The sequence below is a fragment of the Rickettsia rickettsii genome (assembly GCF_001951015.1).
GTDB lineage: Bacteria > Pseudomonadota > Alphaproteobacteria > Rickettsiales > Rickettsiaceae > Rickettsia > Rickettsia rickettsii.
Genome location: NZ_CP018914.1, coordinates 436037 through 451642, shown reverse-complemented (window position 1 = coordinate 451642; position 15606 = coordinate 436037). Strand labels below are relative to the sequence as shown.

Genomic DNA, 15606 nt, shown 5'->3' with positions numbered 1-15606 from the left:
AAATTTATATATAAATTAAGAACTCAATAATTATATGATTTATTATTATGTCTGATATACCTAAACTAGACGACTATTATTATAGATTTTTACACAGTATTTTACTTAAAACACTAGAACAAAATAAAGCTGCTGAAACGTATTTATTGCAGAAAGATTTTAATAGCGCTTTAAATGAGATAAAAAATGTAAATGAACAACTTGAAGAATATTCAAGCATTCTTTCTTTACTCAAAGTAATTAAAACCCATTTTAATGATAAAAAAATATATAATTAAGTACCGTTTAACTTAAATCCTTTTTTTATAATTAAAAATAATATAGAGTGGAAAGAAAAAAAGGTATTGAATTATGGAATATGCATTATTAATTTTCAGTATTATAGCGATTTTAGTTATAATACAAATGGTTAAAGTTGTACCGCAACAACAAGCATGGGTAGTAGAAAAACTGGGAAAATTCGATAAGGTACTGCAGCCTGGCTTAAATTTACTCATCCCTGTTATTCAGAGAGTAGCATACAAACATACTTTAAAAGAAGAAGCAATAGACGTTACCGCTCAAACAGCTATTTCAAACGATAACGTAACATTATCTATAGACGGTGTTTTATATGTTAAGATCATTGATCCAATGGCAGCATCTTATGGTGTTAATAATCCTTACTATGCCATAACACAGCTTGCTCAAACTACTATGCGTTCGGAAATCGGTAAACTCCCTTTAGATAGAACTTTTGAAGAGCGCGAAACTTTAAACGTAGCAATTGTAGCAGCTATTAATCAGGCTGCTATAAATTGGGGCATACAATGTATGCGTTATGAAATTAAAGATATTCAACCTCCGCAAACTATACTTAAAGCTATGGAATTGCAGGTAGCGGCAGAGCGTCAAAAAAGAGCTCAAATTCTAGAGTCGGAAGGTAATAGACAAGCAAAAATTAACCATGCAGAAGGTGAAAAAGCACAAATCGTACTGAATTCAGAAGCTTCGTATACAGATCAAGTTAACAGGGCAAAAGGTGAAGCTGAAGCAATAGGCTTAGTCGCTACCGCTACGGCAAATAGTATTGAGATTGTCGCAACTGCCATACAAAAAACGGGAGGAAGTGATGCAGTAGCTCTTAAAATAGCCGAGCAATATATTAGTGCGTTCAGTAATTTGGCTAAAGATACCAACACCGTAATTTTACCCGCAAATCTTTCAGAACCGAGTAGTTTTATAACCGAAGCATTAACTATATTTAACCAATTAAAAGCTTCTTCTTCGGGAACGAAAATAGATAAGTAGCAATTTATAACGATTTATTATTGTAATAATAATTAGTTTTATATATCATATCAGATTATTAATTAATAAAAGGTTATGAATATGTCAGTATTTGTCGGCAAAACTGCTCCGGATTTTACAGCTAAAGCTATTATGCCTAATAATAATATAGACGATAAGTTTAAACTTAGCAATTATGCTGCAGGGGATAATATAGTGTTATTTTTTTATCCCCTAGATTTTACTTTTGTTTGTCCATCGGAAATTATAGCATTTCACAATAAGCTTGGTGAATTTACCGAAAGACGTACTAAAGTAGTAGCTGTTAGTGTTGATTCGCATTTTAGCCATTTAGCTTGGAAAAATACTCCGCATAATAAAGGCGGGCTTGGACAAGTACAATTCCCAATGGTTTCCGATATAAAAAAGGATATTTCTTCAAAATATAATGTACTTAATGAAGACGGTGTTGCTTTGCGTGGAACTTTTTTAATCGATAAGGATTTCATAGTACGTCACATGCTAGTTAACGACTTACCTATCGGTCGTGATATTAATTATACATTAAAAGTAATCGATGCTTTAACTCATCATCAAAAGCACGGCGAAGTTTGTCCTGCCGGCTGGCATAAAGGTGAGGAAGCAATTACCCCATCACATGAAGGTATAGCACATTATTTAAGCTCACATGCAGAGAAGCTGTAATATATTACTACTGTGTTATTAAAGTGGAAAACTATCCTACCGTGGCTTGTCTAGTGTTGTTGCATGGTTCGATGTCATATCCCGCGCAAGCGGGAATCCAGCAAAAAATAACCTTAACATTGATAAACAATTACATATTTAACAAAATAAACATATAAAAACACAAATTTTGTATGCTTGACTGGATTCCCGCCTAGGCAGGAATGACATACAGCACTAACGCAATATCCAATCACCCTAAATAATGTTAAAAGAATTATTTTCTGCTCCTAAAATATCTTATAATATTGATTGAAACAATTAATATTTTACGTCTTATTAGGAGTGAAATATCGGTCCTAAAACTTTCTTTAGTTTAATTAAATGATTTGGTGATGTAACAAATGCCATAGATAACGTTCCGGATTTTTCATTGCGAGGCGGAAAGTCAAAACCAATTAAATTTTTCAGTAAAAGCAATGCTGAAAACGAGTTAGAGCTTAGCGAAAAAGACAATGCTAAGATCATCACATATAAATCTCCGGAATATCAAAATTATTACTTGAAATTTATGATCTTGAAATTTATGATCCACTGCTAATATTAAGCTATAATAATATAGAGTTATTAAATCATACTATATAAATGCGTTGCAATAGTAGGTACAAAAACGCTGCTGCAAACGGAAGAAGCTTTGCGCATAAAATTGCAAATGATTTAGTAAAAGAAGGTTATATGACCGTTTCAGGGTTAGCACGAGGAATAGATAGCAGCGTACATCAAGCTGCAATTTCTCAAACTATCGGAGTTATTGCAGGCAGTATTGATCATATATATCCACCGGAAAATAAACAACTATTTGAAAATTTAGCAGAAGAAGGTTTAATATTATGAGTTACCTATCAGCTTTACCCCGCTTGGAAAACATTTTCCACAGCGTAACAGGATAATATCGGGACTAGCCTTAGGAGTAGTGGTAGTAGAAGCAAGCTTAAAATCCGGTTCATTAATAACTGCAAAATTTGCACTTGAACACAATAGGGCAATATTTGCTGTTCCCGGCTTTCCTTTAGATCCAAAATGTCAAGGTACAAATAAATTGATTAGAGAGGGAGCATATTTAGTGGAATCAGTAGACGATATTGTAGCTAATTTACCGCAATATGAAGAATTTATGAAAAAAGATGATGGATTATTTAAGGATTTTGTTGAGCTAGGAACAGTAAATACGAGATATATTAAAGAACCGTCACAAAAGGAGCGTACTGCTTGCTATATTGGAATTATTATCGGCAGTACCCATAATAGACTTGGAATATTTACAAAAAGCAATAGAATTACCGCTTCCTATCATATATACGGTAATATTAGAATTAGAACTCGCCGGGACAGTAATGCGTCACGCCGGTAATAAAATATCATTAGTTTATAATAAGTAGATGAAATTAGTAATAGTAGAATCGCCGGCAAAGGCAAAAACGATAAATAAATATTTAGGTGATGAGTTTAAGGTCATTGCATCATTCGGTCATATTAGAGATTTACCTTCTAAAAAAGGCTCGGTATTACCTGATGAAAATTTTGCAATGAAATATGATATTTCCGATAAAGCCGGTAAATATGTAGATGCCATAGTTAAAGATGCTACAAAAGCTGATGCAGTATATCTTGCAACCGATCCTGATCGTGAGGGTGAATCTATCTCATGGCATGTTGCAGAGGTAATAAAAGAAAAAAATCAAGTTAAATCCGATGATTTTTTCAAAAGGGTAGCATTTAACGAAATCACTAAAAAAGCAATTATTCATGCCGTTGAAAACCCTAGGAAACTTGATACTAACTTAGTAAATGCCCAACAAGCAAGAAGAGCTTTAGACTATTTAGTCGGCTTTACCCTTTCACCTCTTTTATGGCGTAAGTTACCGGGATGTAAATCGGCAGGACGTGTGCAGTCTGTGGCTCTGCGATTAATATGTGAGCGAGAAGATGAAATAGAGCGTTTTAAGTCAGAAGAATATTGGGATATTAGCCTTAAAATGCAAAATAGTAATAACGAACTATTTACTGCTAAATTGACTCAAGTAAACGATCAGAAGTTAGAAAAATTCTCAATTATTAACGAAAAAAACGCCAAAGATTTAACCAAAAAATTAAAATCTCAAAAATTTCATGTTGATAAGATAGAAAAAAAACAACAAAAACGTCAACCACAACCTCCTTTTATTACTTCATCACTACAACAAGAAGCAGCAAGAAAATTAGGTTTTAGTGCTAAAAAGACTATGCAAATAGCACAAAAACTTTATGAGGGTGTTGATATAGGTAAGGAAACTATAGGGCTTATTACTTATATGAGAACCGACGGCGTTACATTATCAAATGATGCAATAGCAGATATACGTAAGTTAATCGATAAAAGTTACGGCGATAAATATTTACCGACTAGCCCTAGAATTTATAAATCAAAAGTAAAAAATGCTCAAGAAGCTCATGAAGCAATAAGACCCACAAATATTACTTATACTCCTGATAGCTTAAAAGAAAAGCTAGACAAGGATTATTATAAGCTTTATGAGTTGATTTGGAAAAGAACTATAGCCTGCCAAATGGAAAATGTTATAATGGATTTGGTAGTTGCAAATTTAGCTTCGGAAAATAAAGAATATTTAGCAAAAGCAAACGGATCGACTATAGCCTTTGACGGATTTTATAAGGTTTATCGTGAAAGTATGGACGATGAAGCTGAAGAAGAAAATAAAATGCTGCCGCCTTTAAAAGAACAAGAGCCGCTGAAAACTAAAGCAGTTATTCCAAATCAACATTTTACCGAACCGCCTCCAAGATATTCAGAAGCAAGTTTAGTGAAAAAACTTGAAGAGCTTGGCATCGGTCGTCCTTCGACCTATGCTAGTATTTTATCGGTTTTACAAGATCGAAAATATGTTGCTCTTGAGAAAAAACGATTTATACCTGAAGAGCTTGGACGTTTGGTAACGGTATTTTTAGTCGGTTTCTTCAAAAAATACGTTGAATATGATTTTACTGCAGGACTTGAAAACGAATTAGACGCAATAGCAGCCGGCAAACTTGAATGGAAAGCCGCTTTAAACAATTTTTGGAGCGGTTTTAACCATAATATTGAATCAGTAAACGAGCAGAAAATAACCGAGATTATTAGCTATGTACAAAAAGCCCTTGATTATCACCTGTTCGGTGAGAATAAAGAATCTAAAATTTGTCCTTCATGTCACACGGGCAAGCTTAGCTTAAAGCTTGGTAAGTTCGGAGCGTTTTTAGCATGTAGTAATTACCCTGAATGTACTTTTAGAAAATCTATTGTTAGCGGTAACGATAACAACGAGAATGAAGGCGAGCCTGCCGCTATGCCTAATGAGAATAAAGTTTTAGGTACGGATAAAGACGGAGTAGAAATATATCTGAAAAAAGGACCTTACGGACCTTATATTCAACTTGGCAAACAAGAAGGCAAAGTAAAGCCGAAACGTAGCCCAGTGCCTGCTAGCTTGAACCAAAATGATATTACACTTGATATAGCATTAAAGCTTCTAAGCTTACCGCTAAAAATAGGTATTCATAAAGATAGCGACGAGGAAATTATTATAGGATACGGTAAATTCGGTCCTTACATAAAATATATGGGTAAATTTATTTCGGTACAAAAAAAATATGATTTTCTAAATTTAAGCTTAGATGATGCGATGAAGCTAATTGAAGAGAATAAAGCGAAATTAGAGAAGAAACAGGCGTAAATGGTTTAGTGTCATCCCGTGACTTGATCACGGGGTCTCAGGATACAGGCTGTGATACAAGATCCCGTGGTCAAGCCACAGGATGACAATTAATAAAATTACTTATTTATGACAAAAGTTATAACACGATTTGCTCCGTCACCGACCGGTATGTTACATGTCGGGAATATCAGGGCAGCATTGCTTAACTGGCTATATGCAAAGAAGCATAACGGACAGTTTATTTTAAGATTTGACGATACGGATTTAGAGCGTAGTAAACAGGAATATAAAGACGCTATCGAGGAAGATCTAAAATTTTTAAATATTAATTGGGATCAGACATTTAATCAATTAAGTCGTTTAAGTAGATATGATGCAATCAAAAATCTATTACTAGACAAAAAAAGATTATATGCCTGCTATGAGACTCCTGAAGAGCTAGAATTAAAGCGTAAATTTCAATTATCTAAAGGTTTACCACCGATTTATGATCGAGCTAGCTTAAATCTCACTGAAGAGCAAGCAAAGAAATATATAGAACAAGGAAGAAAACCGCATTATAGATTTTTGGTAAATCATGAACCGATTAGCTGGCATGATATGATCAAAGGCGAAGTTAAATATGACGGCAAGGCTTTAAGCGACCCAATAGTGATAAGAGCAGACGGTAGTATGACCTATATGTTATGCTCAGTTATTGATGATATTGATTATGATATTACTCATATTATTAGGGGTGAAGATCACGTTAGCAATACCGCCATTCAAATGCAAATGTTTGAGGCTTTAAATACTACTCCTCCGACTTTTGGGCATTTAAGTTTAATAATCAATAAAGATGAGAAAATTTCTAAAAGAGTTGGAGGGTTTGAGATCGCAACTCTTAGAAAAGAAATCGGAATCGAAGCTATGGCAATCGCTAGCTTTTTTAGTTTACTTGGTTCATCAGCACAAATCTTACCTTATAAATCAATGGAGAAGCTAGCAAATCAATTTGAGATAAGTAGTTTCTCTAAAAGTCCAACTATCTATCAGCCGGAAGATTTAGAAAGATTAAATCATAAATTACTTATAAGTTTAGATTTTGATACAGTAAAAGAACGCCTTAAAGAAATAGATGCCGAGTATATTGATGAAAATTTTTGGTTATCGGTAAGCCCTAACTTGCAAAAATTACGTGATGTAAAAGATTGGTGGGAAATTTGCCATCAAACTCCGAATGTAGAAAATCTAAATTTAGATAAGGAATATTTAAAGCAAGCAGCAGAATTATTACCGAAAGGTGAAATCACTAAAGATAGCTGGAGCATTTGGACTAAAGAAATAACAAATATAACAGGCAGGAAAGGTAAGGAGTTATTTTTACCTCTTCGCCTTGCTTTAACCGCCAGAGAATCAGGACCAGAAATCGCAAGCGTTTTACCTTTGATTGATAGAGAAGAGATAATAAAGCGTTTAACTAGTGCGTGACTCTCGAGGTCATTCCCGCGAAAGCGGGGATCCAGTAAAAATAATCTTATTGGTACAAAAATTGTATATTTGATAAAATACACATATAAAAACAAGTTTTTATTCGGACGGCGAAATTAAAATTGCTCCTAATGTAAAAGCACCGATAAGAACCGGAGGATTGTAATAAGCAAAAGTTGCAAGGCTTGCTACAGTTGCTTGAGCAAATGTAGATACAACAGAATAATTAGAGTTGTTCACATCAGAAACACAACCCTGAACGGAACATACAGTTTTTGCACCGTTTTCTATCACATTAATAGCATGTTCCGTTGCTAAGGTAGCATAACATTGTGAAATCTGTCACAGCTTTGGTAGCATTTTGAAAATGAATTGTAGCACTGTCAAAGTAACTAGATGTTTTTTGTGAAGTTTTTACAATCATTATTATTGTAATTGACGTTTCCGCTATTTATTTGTGGCCCCGTATAGTTTTTTGTCATGATTTTTCCCCTTAAAATTAAATCGTGACGCAATGAGAACTTAAATGTTGTTGTGTCAATGTATATATCTTTTTTATTAGCACTTTCAGGTCTAAATTGAAACTCGCCTTTAATTGTGTTGCTTGTAACTCTCTGATCAGGAGAACCCCATTTAGGAAAATCATATTTTATAACTATGTCCCTGTTTCTAAGTCCAGATTTATAAGCGTTACTATTTTCGTCAATATCTTTTATTGTATAATTATTTATTAAAGCATCTCTATCAAAACCACGATCATATGCCCACATTGTTATTTTCTCGATCGACAGCACTTTAGCAACATTAGCTAAATCTATAGTTTTACCTTGTTCTATATATTCGTTTATCTCTTTATCTATGCCCTTTAGAACATAATTTTAACTATTGTTTTAAAATAATCGCTTGAACATTCTTGTTCTTTTGAGGTTTTAAATAAATCAAGCATAACATTATCCAGCGATTTACTCTTATTATTCTCTTTAATGAAATTGTCCAAATAAAGTGCCAAAACAAATCCACTATAATATGGCAATCTTACTGCATAATCTTGCCAATAATCTGTTGCGATTACATTATTAGGTTCATTTATAACAGGTGATAAATAATAATTCTCAAAGAATTTATTAAATTCTTCTACAAATTCCTCAAGCGTTATTATAACACTAGAACGTAAGGCTAAAACCCTACTATAATAATCGGTAAATCCTTCACTCCACCAATAATTTAATCGTTCTAAGTTATTACGTATTTTCTTTCCTGTCCAATTATGTAGATGTTCATGAGCAAGTCACGTTTATATAATCCTGTTTGCCCAAACCTTGAGGAATAAATGCAGTAAAACTATGAGTTAAGCCCGTTCTGGCTATATGTCTAGGTTGATTCCCCTCGATTAAGCTTAGTAGATAATAAGGCAAAATCATTATCATGGAAAAATGTTCTTTGTCCCTTGATAATTTTATTTATATAAGCAGCTATTTCTTAATCTTTAAAATCAAATTGACCATGTAACGAAAGATATACAGGATTTTTTTGATCGACAATTTTGTAAACACGTAAATCACGCGCTGCATAAACTGCACTATATAATTCAATCGGCATAGCTTTAAATTTCACGCTTTTACCAAGACTATAATCTGATATTATTTCCCAACTATCAGGAATATTATTCCATTCAATGTTAAACGCTACTATATCATTTCCATTTAGATCACCGGGAGTAGCAAAAAGCCCATAACCCGGTGAATAAATTAAATTTTGTCTAATTATTGCTTCGTGGATATCACAAGGATTACCGGTTTTTTGATATATTGCGTAGCTTAAACAAATAATCTTGATTTTTCCCGTATTTAAAATAGCTTTATTCGAGTCTTGATTTCTAAACTGTAATTTTCCAATAGGATATTCTAGCTTAACATTTTTGATTTGCTTGTAATATGTAGGCATTTGCCCATACATAGGGTAAATCTAAAACAACCTCACCACTCATATTGCCGATTATTTCCGTCTCAACTTTGATAGCTGAAACAGACGTATTAGACAAAGGTGTTATTTTGTAATGTATCTGCCTATAAGTATTTGCGGATACTAGATTTGAAATTAGAATTCTGATTTACAGAATTTTTATTATTTTTTATGGATTGCCACGCAGCCTACTGCTACTCGCAATGACGATATCTATTTATGCATGTATTCTATTTAATTATTACTTCCTAACCATTAGCCCATAAGCTTCTATGTCTTCAAGCCATTTAGCGTTTTCTATTAAATATGATTCTTAAAATTCGGCAAGTGTAGGATCAGGTTCGCCTGTTAAATTTTTAAGCCCGTCAAATAAAATATCTAAAAAACCTATTTTATTCTTTTTACAATAATCTCCTACATCTTCAATATGCTTCGCACGATCATCAACAAATACAATAAACTAGCATTTAGCTCTTCAGAAAATTTTGATAAAGTACCACTTTTTGAGTGATTACCGGTTATAAATATACCTTTATAAAAAATAGCATCATCCTTTTGTCCTGAATTATAAATTGCTAATTTTTTATTATCTGAAAATTCGATACCCAGCTCTTTTAGTTCTTTATATAGCCAATCTTGCATAGAAGGAATATTGCCAAATGCTCCCGTATTCATTTGTATAAGACCATAAACCGAAAACTTTTCCTTGAGCTTGTTTATAACTTCTACCCACTCTTCATCAATTAATATTACTTTTCGCTGCAAACGCCAATTACTTATAATTTCCTCATAATTGTCATTTCCTTAATTCTATCAATTATTTGATTATAAGGCGGCTGCTTAAAAGTTTTTGATTTAGGAGTTATAAGCGTATCGTCAACATCAATGAATATAGATGCACGAGTAGGAGCATTTTTTATTATTAAATCATAAACTTTTTCGGCACTATCGGCAGTTTCAAAATCTTTCATATATACTCCGAAGTAAAATGAAGAGTAGTGATACGAAGTTTAACTTGGAAAAGAGTAATCGGTCTGTCAGCTGAGGAGCGGAGCGTATATTAAACGTTCAGCATCTGAGGTCTTACAAAGACATTGTTGCTAATTTTTCAAGTGGGGCGAGTATCAAATTTAATATTAAGTTCTTCAGTTAAAATAGCCATTAATTCAAGCCCTGCTCTATTTGTCCATTTGCCTTGTTCATAAAAAAAATGATAAGGACCGCTAACCGGCGACGACAACCAAATTTCTTTGGCGGCACTTTGTTTATTTATTACATATACCCCTTTATCAGTATCAAGGTTTAATATATCGCCTTGTAAATCTACATCTATACTTGCTTCTTTATCCTGCTCTTCTATCTTTTCTGCTATATATGCAATTGTTGTCTCGGCTATTTTACTAAATTCACTATTATTCATTATAACATCCCTTAAGTAGATAAAAATATACGCAAATCAACTTCAAAAAGAGTAAGGAGTCTATAAGGCAAGGAGCGGAGCGTATACTTAATACATGAGCACCACAGCTCTTATAAGACGACGTAGCCAATTTTGAAGTTCATCGAGTAGATGGTTTTTCAGGATCAATGGCCGGCTCAGGTACTTTAATCAAACTTTTTCGATAAGTTTCAACAAATCTATTATGATCATTAAGATTGTTAGAAAAATTATGCCCGCCTTTACCGTCAACTACAAAAAATAATGCATCCGTTTTAGCAGATTTTACCACTGCTTCTAAAGATTTTAACGACGGACAAGAAATCGGACCGGGTGGTAAACCTTTTATATAATAAGTATTATAGGGTAGTTCTTGCAATAAATCTTTTTTTGTTAAAGCTCTTGCTAATTTAAATTTTCCTTCAGTCAAAGCATATATAGTAGTCGAATCGGCTTGTAGCTTCATATTTTTCTTTAAACGATTAATGAATACTGCTGCTATAATAGGCTTTTCTGCATTTGAGCCGGCTTCTTTTTCAATTATCGAAGCTAGCGTTAATACCTCAAGTCTAGTTTTTAATGGAGAATCCGGTGCAAGATTTTGCATTACTTTATCTAAATTAGCAGACATTAAATTTCTCATGTGATCAATTATCTGCTCTTTTTGATCACCGTAAGAAAAAAAATACGTGGAAGGCATTAAAAAACCTTCAGGTATTATCCCTTTTATTTCTCCAAGTAATCGACTTTCTTCATTAATTTTCTTTATAACCTCACTAACTACTGTACCTTCCGGGACAATTATCTTGTGTATTATAGATTTACCGCTTGCTAATATTCTTAAAGTTTGCAGAGGCGATATATTACGAGTAAACACATATTCACCACTTTTAAGAGGTCTTTTTATAGAATAAATTTTAGCAATTACCTTAAAAATTCTTGGATATTTGATTACTGCATTAGAATAAAGTTTTGTAACTATTTGATTTACGGATAATTTAGGTTCAATAATTATCGTTTTATTTTGAGTAAGATCACCCGGCACAAAAACATAAAATATACTAAAATTTAGCAAAGTAATAAATATAGTTAGAGATACTATAACTAAAAAAAGTTTAGTTTTTAATAGGTTGTTTAACATAATAACTATTATTTTTATAAGGCTTAGAAATATTGACAAAATAATGACCATGAAATGTGGTTTTTTTTCTTGACATTTGAAATAACATATAGTAAAATTTACTTTTTGCTAAATTTAAATTATATAGTTTGTGCTAAATCAATCAATAGTTTTAATATTTGGTAATTAAAATGAGATAACTAATGAGCAACAAATTAATAACGCAAACCAATTTACTATAACAATAGTATACTCCTGTAAAATGAAAAGTTAGCATTTTTATTACAAACAAAAAATATACATCTTTATTCATAGTGCATATTACTATACCGGCGTTAATACTGATCTTATAATGGACATTATATATTATGATACAAGATCACAATACCGATCTAAAACACGAAGAACAGACTGAAAGGTTAAAAGCTTTACAAAATAAGTTAGGAAACTTATCCGGTTTCTTGACAACAATGCGTTCTGATAACAATGAGGAATACAAAAAAATTGCCAATGATTTAAAAATTTTAATGAAACAAATTCATACTATAAGAAAAAACATGGAAATATATTTTGTTATTATATTAATATTAATGTTTATTATAATTCAGAAAATGTTGTGGGCCATCGGTTTCAAGTACTAATCTTTCTCTTTTAACAACTTTATTTTAGGTTCTAAGAACTCCTGTTTAATAATTTCTGCAGCTATATAAGAAGGTACAGCATCATCTCGATCACTTGATACAAGCGAATTTTCCAAGCTAAGCCTGTGTCCAAGTACTTTTGTACACCTAGCTAGCTTGCCTTTAAATTCATCGTGTCTAAAACTTTCTGAATTTAGCTGTAATCGGTTTGATTTAAATCCTAATTGCTGCAAAATTTTTTGGCTTTCTATTACCTGCTCATAAACTTTCTTAGAATTAAATAATAACTCTTGAAGCTTATTACTAATAAGATTAGCTCGGCAATTAAATTGGATAAATTCCGGAATTATTTCTTTATCGGCTATAATATTTATCAACGTAACATATTTTATTTTTATCAATAGCCTGATAATAAAAAAGCTTATAATATTAACTTTATAAGCCACAATCATAGGAGTACCGGAAGCTGCTATCTCTAAAGTATTAGTACCGGATTTTGCTAAAGCTACATCCGCAACAGCATAAGTTTTAAGTCTCTCACTTGAAAATAAATAATTAAACTTAACATCTTCTAGAAACGGTTTTATTATTGCCTCATGAGCAGGATTTGCAAGAGTAAATATAACTTTAAGATTATTACAACTCTCGAATATTTCTTCAATAGAAGAAATAAAAACCGATAAATGCCTTAGAATCTCACCCTTTCTACTACCAAGAGTAACACACAAAACTCTCTCATTCTCATCTATTTTAAACTCTTCACGTAAAGCTATTTTATCACTATAAAACTCTTGCTCCATAATCGGATGACCTATATATCTACAATCAAGACCGACTTTAGTAAAATACGGAGGTTCAAACGGTAGTAAAGCAAATAAACAATCATAAATTTTAGCGTATTTTACTGCCCTACCCTCTTTATATGCCCAAACTGACGGTGCAACTATATGAATCATTTTCAGCTTTGGTAAAAGTTTCCTTACTCGCTTTGCCACACGATAAGTAAACCCTGGTGAATCTATGGTAATTAATAAATCAGCTTTACTATTTATTATATCCTCCACAGTTTTATCAATTAATTTTTTAAGCTTAAAAATATGAGGCAAAATTTCTACAAAACCCACTAAATTTATGGAAGTAATAGGAAATAAGCTTTTAAAGCTACCGGCTTCCTCCATATATTTGCCGCCAACACCAACAAACTGTACAGCGTCATTCACAAAACTTAATACAGGTGAATTGAGTTGTACTCCTGTATTGTTTTTTAAATGCTGCATTATACGACCACCTACAAAGTCTCCTGACACCTCACCAGCTATAAAGTAAATTTTTGTCATTAAAGATAGTTATTTTTTAAGGTTCTCAATTTCTGTTTGTAATCGCTCTATTTCTTTTATAGATACTTCAGTAATCTCATGTATTTTTTCTATCGAGTTTTTTTTCATTAACATCTTTGTTGCTATTTTTATACTTTTTGTAACTTCACCTTCTTGTATACCTGCTTGTTTACCTTTTTTCCTCCCCTCCTTTATTCCTTTTGCCATACCTTGTTCTCTACCTTTTTCTTCAGCAGAAACTATATAATCACGCTCTTTATAGCTTCTATTCATATAGGCATGATAAATTATTTGCTCTTTAGGAGTCATCTTCAGTATATCAAGACGTTTTGCTACTTTCTTCATATATGGTGATTTAAAATCTTTCTTAACTTCAGAATGTTTTACTACATATAGCCATTCATCCAATTCATCTCTTATAACATCATTAAATAATGATACTGATATTACAACATATTCTGGAAATACATTATATAAATCAAATATTTTACCTCTCATATCTCCCAAAGAAAATTTCATAGGGTGTTTTTTATCAACTTCTCTAAAAATAGTCTTACCGTGATATAAAGGTGCTTTCATATTATCAAAAGGAAAATACAATAAATTAATATGCAATATTTTTTTATAGTAGAATAATCCTCACTCTTAGAAATACTATCAACTATTAATCTACTAGAATTAAAACAAGCTTTATGCATAAAAAGATTTGTATAGGATTTATCTATTTCTACTATATATTTATGCCCTTCTTCATCTTCCACAATGACATCTGCTACGCTAGATTTTAAGCTATCATTTTCTTTATTACTGCCACTTTCTAGTAAGGGGATTGCATTTTAACAGCACTATAACCAGCATCTTTAAGAATAGCCGAAATAAATCCCTCGACTATTTCATAATCCCCTGTATCTTTTAATAAATATTTAATAGCGTAATCAAAACTTATTATAGTACTCATATCTTTGATCCTTAAATCATCTTAAATATATTGCACAAAATGAAGACAGTATACAAAGATCCACTTCAAAAATGCTACGTCGTCCTACAAGAGCTTCGGTACTCACGTATTAAGTATACGATGCGTTCCTCGCCTTGTGGACTCCTTGCTCTTTTTGAAGTGGATCTTTGTATACATATTATTAAATTCCATTTTACGGTAACTCAAAGCTTCTGCAATATGCACTTTCAAGACCTTATCAACATTCTTAAGATCAGCAAGCATGCGTGCTACTCTAAGTATTCGGTTATAAGCACGCATTGATAAACAAAATTTATTTACCGCTTCATTCAGTAAATCTTTACCTTCATCCGCAGGCATAGCATAATCTATTAACAACTGCCCATCTAATCTGTTATTTGTTTTAATATTATAGCCCTCATATCTCTTTTCTTGAATTAAACGTCCTTTCTCAACTCTTGCAGCTATATATTCAGATTCTTCCTCAGAGTTATCTACAATCAAGTCATAATTATAAACATTAATACTAGATACTTCTATATGCAAATCAAATCTATCCATAATAGGTCCCGATACTTTCATTTGATAGTCGCTAGCACATTTTGGAGCTTTCATACATTCTTTATAAGAATCGCCTCAATAACCGCATTTACAAGAATTCATAGCTGCTATTAACTGGAAATTTGCCAGATATTTTATATGAGCATTTGATCGTGAGATTAGTATTTCCTAAAAATTTTCCTGCAATACTTGTAATCGTACTACATTCTAAAATTTCTTTTGTAGACATTTTAGTTAGTATACTGGGAAGACAGGCAGCAAGTCTTGATTTACCGTTTCCGGGAGGACCAAACATTAAAAGGTTATGCCACCTGATGCTGCAATTTCTAAAGCTTGTTTAGCAATTTTTTGACCTTTTATATCTTTAAAATCAGGATAATTTATCGGCTCATCTTGTAGCTTAGCTTCCGGAGG

At 32.4% G+C, this 15606-nt stretch carries 23 protein-coding genes and 2 pseudogenes; 9 read left to right on the top strand and 16 right to left on the bottom strand.

From position 1 onward, the window contains the following. The first annotated feature begins 47 nt into the window (after positions 1-47). From BTU51_RS02595 to gltX, 8 genes and pseudogenes are all read left to right on the top strand, one after another. Complete coding sequence (locus tag BTU51_RS02595) at positions 48-278, top strand: hypothetical protein (RefSeq protein WP_012150654.1); 231 nt, start codon at positions 48-50, stop codon at positions 276-278. 73 nt (positions 279-351) lie between these two features. After that, positions 352-1290: an SPFH domain-containing protein gene (locus tag BTU51_RS02590; RefSeq protein ID WP_012150653.1), complete on the top strand. Its 939-nt coding sequence runs from the start codon at positions 352-354 to the stop codon at positions 1288-1290. 81 nt (positions 1291-1371) lie between these two features. Then, on the top strand, positions 1372-1974 hold the full coding sequence (locus BTU51_RS02585; RefSeq protein ID WP_012150652.1) for a peroxiredoxin: 603 nt from the start codon (positions 1372-1374) through the stop codon (positions 1972-1974). A gap of 624 nt (positions 1975-2598) precedes the next feature. Next, on the top strand, positions 2599-2847 hold the full coding sequence (locus tag BTU51_RS09690; RefSeq protein ID WP_014362325.1) for a DNA-processing protein DprA: 249 nt from the start codon (positions 2599-2601) through the stop codon (positions 2845-2847). A gap of 7 nt (positions 2848-2854) precedes the next feature. Then, positions 2855-3022 (top strand): annotated as a pseudogene (locus BTU51_RS09685) (DNA-processing protein DprA); the annotation flags it as partial. A gap of 208 nt (positions 3023-3230) precedes the next feature. Then, the gene (locus BTU51_RS09115; RefSeq protein ID WP_329517943.1) at positions 3231-3392 is read left to right on the top strand and encodes a DprA-like winged helix domain-containing protein; all 162 of its coding nucleotides are present in this window, start codon (positions 3231-3233) and stop codon (positions 3390-3392) included. Next, positions 3393-5723, top strand: a complete 2331-nt coding sequence (gene topA, locus BTU51_RS02565) for a type I DNA topoisomerase (protein WP_012262322.1) — start codon at positions 3393-3395, stop codon at positions 5721-5723. A gap of 108 nt (positions 5724-5831) precedes the next feature. Continuing rightward, entirely contained in the window at positions 5832-7175 is a 1344-nt protein-coding gene (gltX, locus tag BTU51_RS02560; RefSeq protein ID WP_012150650.1) for a glutamate--tRNA ligase, read from the top strand. Between the two features lie 99 nt (positions 7176-7274). Here the strand turns inward: gltX and BTU51_RS02555 are convergent, their stop codons facing one another. From BTU51_RS02555 to mltG, 9 genes are all read right to left on the bottom strand, one after another. Then, positions 7275-7469, bottom strand: a complete 195-nt coding sequence (locus BTU51_RS02555; RefSeq protein ID WP_012150649.1) for a hypothetical protein — start codon at positions 7467-7469, stop codon at positions 7275-7277. Between the two features lie 98 nt (positions 7470-7567). Continuing rightward, the gene (locus BTU51_RS09110; RefSeq protein ID WP_012150648.1) at positions 7568-7945 is read right to left on the bottom strand and encodes a hypothetical protein; all 378 of its coding nucleotides are present in this window, start codon (positions 7943-7945) and stop codon (positions 7568-7570) included. 95 nt (positions 7946-8040) lie between these two features. Further along, positions 8041-8424, bottom strand: coding sequence for a M61 family metallopeptidase (locus tag BTU51_RS09105; RefSeq protein WP_230453755.1), 384 nt, complete (start codon positions 8422-8424; stop codon positions 8041-8043). Positions 8425-8654: 230 nt separating this feature from the next. Further along, positions 8655-9131: a hypothetical protein gene (locus tag BTU51_RS02545; protein WP_012150647.1), complete on the bottom strand. Its 477-nt coding sequence runs from the start codon at positions 9129-9131 to the stop codon at positions 8655-8657. Positions 9132-9450: 319 nt separating this feature from the next. Beyond that, positions 9451-9564, bottom strand: a complete 114-nt coding sequence (locus BTU51_RS09100; protein ID WP_230453593.1) for a hypothetical protein — start codon at positions 9562-9564, stop codon at positions 9451-9453. Continuing rightward, the gene (locus BTU51_RS09095) at positions 9552-9902 is read right to left on the bottom strand and encodes a hypothetical protein (RefSeq protein WP_041472329.1); all 351 of its coding nucleotides are present in this window, start codon (positions 9900-9902) and stop codon (positions 9552-9554) included. The genes BTU51_RS09100 and BTU51_RS09095 overlap by 13 nt, the downstream gene beginning before the upstream one ends. An 11-nt stretch (positions 9903-9913) precedes the next feature. After that, complete coding sequence (locus tag BTU51_RS09090) at positions 9914-10108, bottom strand: hypothetical protein (protein WP_041472428.1); 195 nt, start codon at positions 10106-10108, stop codon at positions 9914-9916. Between the two features lie 137 nt (positions 10109-10245). Continuing rightward, a complete protein-coding gene (cyaY, locus tag BTU51_RS02530) occupies positions 10246-10557 on the bottom strand; it encodes an iron donor protein CyaY (RefSeq protein WP_012150646.1) in 312 nt (103 codons plus the stop codon). 139 nt (positions 10558-10696) lie between these two features. Then, on the bottom strand, positions 10697-11716 hold the full coding sequence (gene mltG, locus BTU51_RS02525) for an endolytic transglycosylase MltG (RefSeq protein WP_012150645.1): 1020 nt from the start codon (positions 11714-11716) through the stop codon (positions 10697-10699). A 347-nt stretch (positions 11717-12063) separates the two neighbouring features. On the opposite strand from mltG, the gene BTU51_RS02520 reads away from it, so the two are divergent. Further along, a complete protein-coding gene (locus tag BTU51_RS02520; RefSeq protein ID WP_012150644.1) occupies positions 12064-12336 on the top strand; it encodes a hypothetical protein in 273 nt (90 codons plus the stop codon). On the opposite strand, the gene lpxB is transcribed toward BTU51_RS02520, so the two are convergent. The 7 genes and pseudogenes from lpxB to BTU51_RS02495 form a co-directional block, all read right to left on the bottom strand. Continuing rightward, on the bottom strand, positions 12333-13673 hold the full coding sequence (gene lpxB, locus BTU51_RS02515; protein ID WP_012150643.1) for a lipid-A-disaccharide synthase: 1341 nt from the start codon (positions 13671-13673) through the stop codon (positions 12333-12335). The genes BTU51_RS02520 and lpxB overlap by 4 nt on opposite strands. A 9-nt stretch (positions 13674-13682) precedes the next feature. Further along, a complete protein-coding gene (locus BTU51_RS02510; RefSeq protein WP_012150642.1) occupies positions 13683-14273 on the bottom strand; it encodes an RpnC/YadD family protein in 591 nt (196 codons plus the stop codon). Beyond that, a complete protein-coding gene (locus tag BTU51_RS02505) occupies positions 14249-14503 on the bottom strand; it encodes a PD-(D/E)XK nuclease family transposase (RefSeq protein WP_075807906.1) in 255 nt (84 codons plus the stop codon). The genes BTU51_RS02510 and BTU51_RS02505 overlap by 25 nt, the downstream gene beginning before the upstream one ends. Beyond that, positions 14491-14631: a hypothetical protein gene (locus BTU51_RS08525; protein ID WP_012150640.1), complete on the bottom strand. Its 141-nt coding sequence runs from the start codon at positions 14629-14631 to the stop codon at positions 14491-14493. The genes BTU51_RS02505 and BTU51_RS08525 overlap by 13 nt, the downstream gene beginning before the upstream one ends. A gap of 102 nt (positions 14632-14733) precedes the next feature. Further along, entirely contained in the window at positions 14734-15192 is a 459-nt protein-coding gene (locus tag BTU51_RS02500; protein WP_230453584.1) for a magnesium chelatase subunit ChlI family protein, read from the bottom strand. 18 nt (positions 15193-15210) lie between these two features. Continuing rightward, positions 15211-15303, bottom strand: a pseudogene (locus BTU51_RS10245) (ATP-binding protein); the annotation flags it as partial. After that, complete coding sequence (locus BTU51_RS02495; RefSeq protein WP_014362322.1) at positions 15281-15487, bottom strand: ATP-binding protein; 207 nt, start codon at positions 15485-15487, stop codon at positions 15281-15283. The gene BTU51_RS02495 and the pseudogene BTU51_RS10245, both read right to left, overlap by 23 nt. Positions 15488-15606 lie beyond the last annotated feature (119 nt).

What these genes read in the sequence shown, in the direction of transcription:
- BTU51_RS02595 (WP_012150654.1), top strand. Translation starts at nt 48, where the DNA reads ATGTCTGATATACCTAAACTAGACGACTATTATTATAGATTTTTACAC.
- BTU51_RS02590 (WP_012150653.1), top strand. Translation starts at nt 352, where the DNA reads ATGGAATATGCATTATTAATTTTCAGTATTATAGCGATTTTAGTTATA.
- BTU51_RS02585 (WP_012150652.1), top strand. Translation starts at nt 1,372, where the DNA reads ATGTCAGTATTTGTCGGCAAAACTGCTCCGGATTTTACAGCTAAAGCT.
- BTU51_RS09690 (WP_014362325.1), top strand. Translation starts at nt 2,599, where the DNA reads ATGCGTTGCAATAGTAGGTACAAAAACGCTGCTGCAAACGGAAGAAGC.
- topA (WP_012262322.1), top strand. Translation starts at nt 3,393, where the DNA reads ATGAAATTAGTAATAGTAGAATCGCCGGCAAAGGCAAAAACGATAAAT.
- gltX (WP_012150650.1), top strand. Translation starts at nt 5,832, where the DNA reads ATGACAAAAGTTATAACACGATTTGCTCCGTCACCGACCGGTATGTTA.
- BTU51_RS09110 (WP_012150648.1), bottom strand. Translation starts at nt 7,945, where the DNA reads ATGTGGGCATATGATCGTGGTTTTGATAGAGATGCTTTAATAAATAAT.
- BTU51_RS02545 (WP_012150647.1), bottom strand. Translation starts at nt 9,131, where the DNA reads ATGTATGGGCAAATGCCTACATATTACAAGCAAATCAAAAATGTTAAG.
- BTU51_RS09090 (WP_041472428.1), bottom strand. Translation starts at nt 10,108, where the DNA reads ATGAAAGATTTTGAAACTGCCGATAGTGCCGAAAAAGTTTATGATTTA.
- cyaY (WP_012150646.1), bottom strand. Translation starts at nt 10,557, where the DNA reads ATGAATAATAGTGAATTTAGTAAAATAGCCGAGACAACAATTGCATAT.
- mltG (WP_012150645.1), bottom strand. Translation starts at nt 11,716, where the DNA reads ATGTTAAACAACCTATTAAAAACTAAACTTTTTTTAGTTATAGTATCT.
- BTU51_RS02520 (WP_012150644.1), top strand. Translation starts at nt 12,064, where the DNA reads ATGATACAAGATCACAATACCGATCTAAAACACGAAGAACAGACTGAA.
- lpxB (WP_012150643.1), bottom strand. Translation starts at nt 13,673, where the DNA reads ATGACAAAAATTTACTTTATAGCTGGTGAGGTGTCAGGAGACTTTGTA.
- BTU51_RS08525 (WP_012150640.1), bottom strand. Translation starts at nt 14,631, where the DNA reads ATGAGTACTATAATAAGTTTTGATTACGCTATTAAATATTTATTAAAA.
- BTU51_RS02500 (WP_230453584.1), bottom strand. Translation starts at nt 15,192, where the DNA reads ATGGATAGATTTGATTTGCATATAGAAGTATCTAGTATTAATGTTTAT.
- BTU51_RS02495 (WP_014362322.1), bottom strand. Translation starts at nt 15,487, where the DNA reads ATGTTTGGTCCTCCCGGAAACGGTAAATCAAGACTTGCTGCCTGTCTT.